Here is a 2269-nt window from a genome sequence, read left to right on the forward strand (position 1 = left end):
TCGTGCACGTCTCGGCGGGCGGCGGGGCCGGTGATCCACTGGCTGGTGCCGTCGTCGGCGGCGGCCCGGCCGTCGAGGCTCTGCGCCCACTTGACCGTCACCCGCGGGCGGCCCGCGCGCTGCAGATGCACCCAGTCGTGGACGACCTCTGCGGCGGCGGCGGCCTCGGCTCCCGACTCGACGTCGACCCCGGCCGCGCGCAGTCTCGCGGCCCCGCCGGACGCCGCGTCGGTGGGGTCATCGAGGGCGTAGACCACGCGGGCGACGCCGGCCTCGATCAGGGCGAGGGCGCAGGGGCCGGTACGGCCGGTGTGGTTGCAGGGCTCGAGGGTGACGACGGCGGTCGCTCCGCGGGCGGCACCCGGCGCGAGCTGCGAGAGGGCGTCGACCTCGGCGTGGGCGGTTCCCGCCCCGCGGTGGTACCCCTCGGCCAGGACATCGCCGTCGGGCGAGAGGATGACGGCACCGACCTGCGGGTTGAGCCCGCGCGGGCCGCGCCGGGCGAGCTGCAGCGCTCGCCGCATGGCGTCGATCTCGACGGCGGATGCCATTTCCCTGTCCTTCCCGCGAAGTCGGGGCAGGGTCAGCGGGAGGGCGCGACGCGCCGTCCGTGCTGCCTCCTATCCGGACTAGCGCGGGCGGACCCTCGCATCACCGTCGGTTCCGGAGTTCCACCGGATCGGCCCCACCGCTTCGCGGAGGGGTTCGCGGACTGTCACCGCCGGTTCGGATTCTCACCGACCCCGGAGCACGTTGTTGCACTTCGAAGTGTAGTCAACGTGCATCGGCCGGTTTCATTCCCCGTCATCTGGCGACGTTTCGTGGTACGTGGTGGCCACCCGCTGCAGTCCCGGGTGCGTCCCGCGGCTACTTCAGCAGCCGCGACAGGCGCCGGTCGGCCAGGAGCTTGCCGCCGGTCTGACAGGTGGGGCAGTACTCGAGGGAGTTGTCGGCGAAGAAGACGCTGCGCACCTCGTCGCCGCACACCGGGCACGCCTCACCGCGCCGACCGTGGACGCGCATGCCGCGCCGCTTGGCGTCTTTGAGGTCGGCGGGCGGCTTACCCCGCGCCTCGGTGATCGCCTCGGCGAGCGTGGCGGTCATCGCGGCGAAGAGGCGATCGACCTCTTCGGCCGAGAGGTTCGCCGCGAGAGCGTACGGCGACATCTTGGCCACGTGCAGGATCTCGTCGGAGTAGGCGTTGCCGACCCCCGCGATGATCGACTGGTCGCGCAGCACGCCCTTGATCTGCGTGCGGCGGCCCTCGAGCAGCGCCCCGAAGGCCGCGCGGTCGAAACCCGGGCTCAACGGGTCGGGACCCAGGCGGGCGATCCCCGGCACCTCGTCGGGGGAGCGGACCGCGTACACGGCGAGCGACTTCTTGGTGCCGGCCTCGGTGAGGTCGAAGCCCGCGCCGTCGTCGAAGCCGACGCGCAGCGCGATCGGGGTCTTGCCCGGCTTGATCACGGTGGCGGGCAGGGTGTCGTACCAGCGCAGCCATCCCGCCTTGGCGAGGTGGAAGATCAGATGGATGCCACCCTCGGTCGCGACGTCGACGAACTTGCCGTGCCGCTCGACGCCCACGACGGTCGTCCCGACCAGCGCGGTCAGCGGCGGATCGTAGGTCTTCAGGGCGTTGATCGCCGACACGGTGGCCTTGTCGATGCGCAGCCCCGTGACGCGACCCCGCAAGAACTCGACGAGTCCCTCGACCTCAGGCATCTCCGGCATGCGGCCATGGTGCCACGCACCCCCGACATCGCGGGCGGGACTTGCGCCGCGTCATCCCACGGGCCACGGGTGCGGCGCGCGGTCGTCGTCGCGCAGCAGCCCACCCACCCACATGTCGGAGCGCCCGAGCGAGTTGACCCCCGCCTGGCGCAGCAGCCCCTCGTATCGGAATCCCAGCGCGCGGGCGACGCGGGCGGATCCGACGTTGCCCACCACGGCGCGCCACTCGATGCGCGCGAGCGCGAGACGCGCCGGTGAGAAGCCCCACTCGACCACCGCGCGCGCCGCCTCGGTCGCGACACCCTGCCCCCGCACGCGCGACGACACCCAGTACCCGATCTCGGGCGCGCCGCTCTGCAGCTTCGCCAGGCCGACCATGCCGACGAGCCGCTCCTCGAGCCGGATCGCCCAGGTCGCCTCCGACCCCTCGTCCCACCAGGCGCGCGTCAGCTCGACGAACGTCTCGGCATCGGTGAGCCCGTATGGCGAGGGGACCGTCGTGAACCGCTGGATCGCGGCATCCTGGCACTCCGTGTGG

General features: G+C 72.7%; 3 protein-coding genes. All 3 read right to left on the reverse strand.

Annotation, left to right across the window (positions count from 1 at the left end):
- The coding region (ribD, locus tag DBR36_RS13825) for a bifunctional diaminohydroxyphosphoribosylaminopyrimidine deaminase/5-amino-6-(5-phosphoribosylamino)uracil reductase RibD (protein ID WP_108320305.1) at positions 1-551 on the reverse strand (551 nt) is incomplete at its 3' end.
- Positions 552-867: 316 nt separating this feature from the next.
- Entirely contained in the window at positions 868-1731 is an 864-nt protein-coding gene (locus tag DBR36_RS13830) for an Fpg/Nei family DNA glycosylase (RefSeq protein WP_108320307.1), read from the reverse strand.
- 51 nt (positions 1732-1782) lie between these two features.
- On the reverse strand, positions 1783-2269 hold a 487-nt coding region (locus tag DBR36_RS13835; protein ID WP_258222860.1), incomplete at its 5' end, for a GNAT family N-acetyltransferase.

Source organism: Microbacterium sp. HMWF026 (genome assembly GCF_003061325.1).
GTDB lineage: Bacteria > Actinomycetota > Actinomycetes > Actinomycetales > Microbacteriaceae > Microbacterium > Microbacterium testaceum_E.

Excerpts from the sequence above, each read along its gene's own strand:
- DBR36_RS13830 (WP_108320307.1), bottom strand. The coding sequence starts at position 1,731 with ATGCCGGAGATGCCTGAGGTCGAGGGACTCGTCGAGTTCTTGCGGGGT.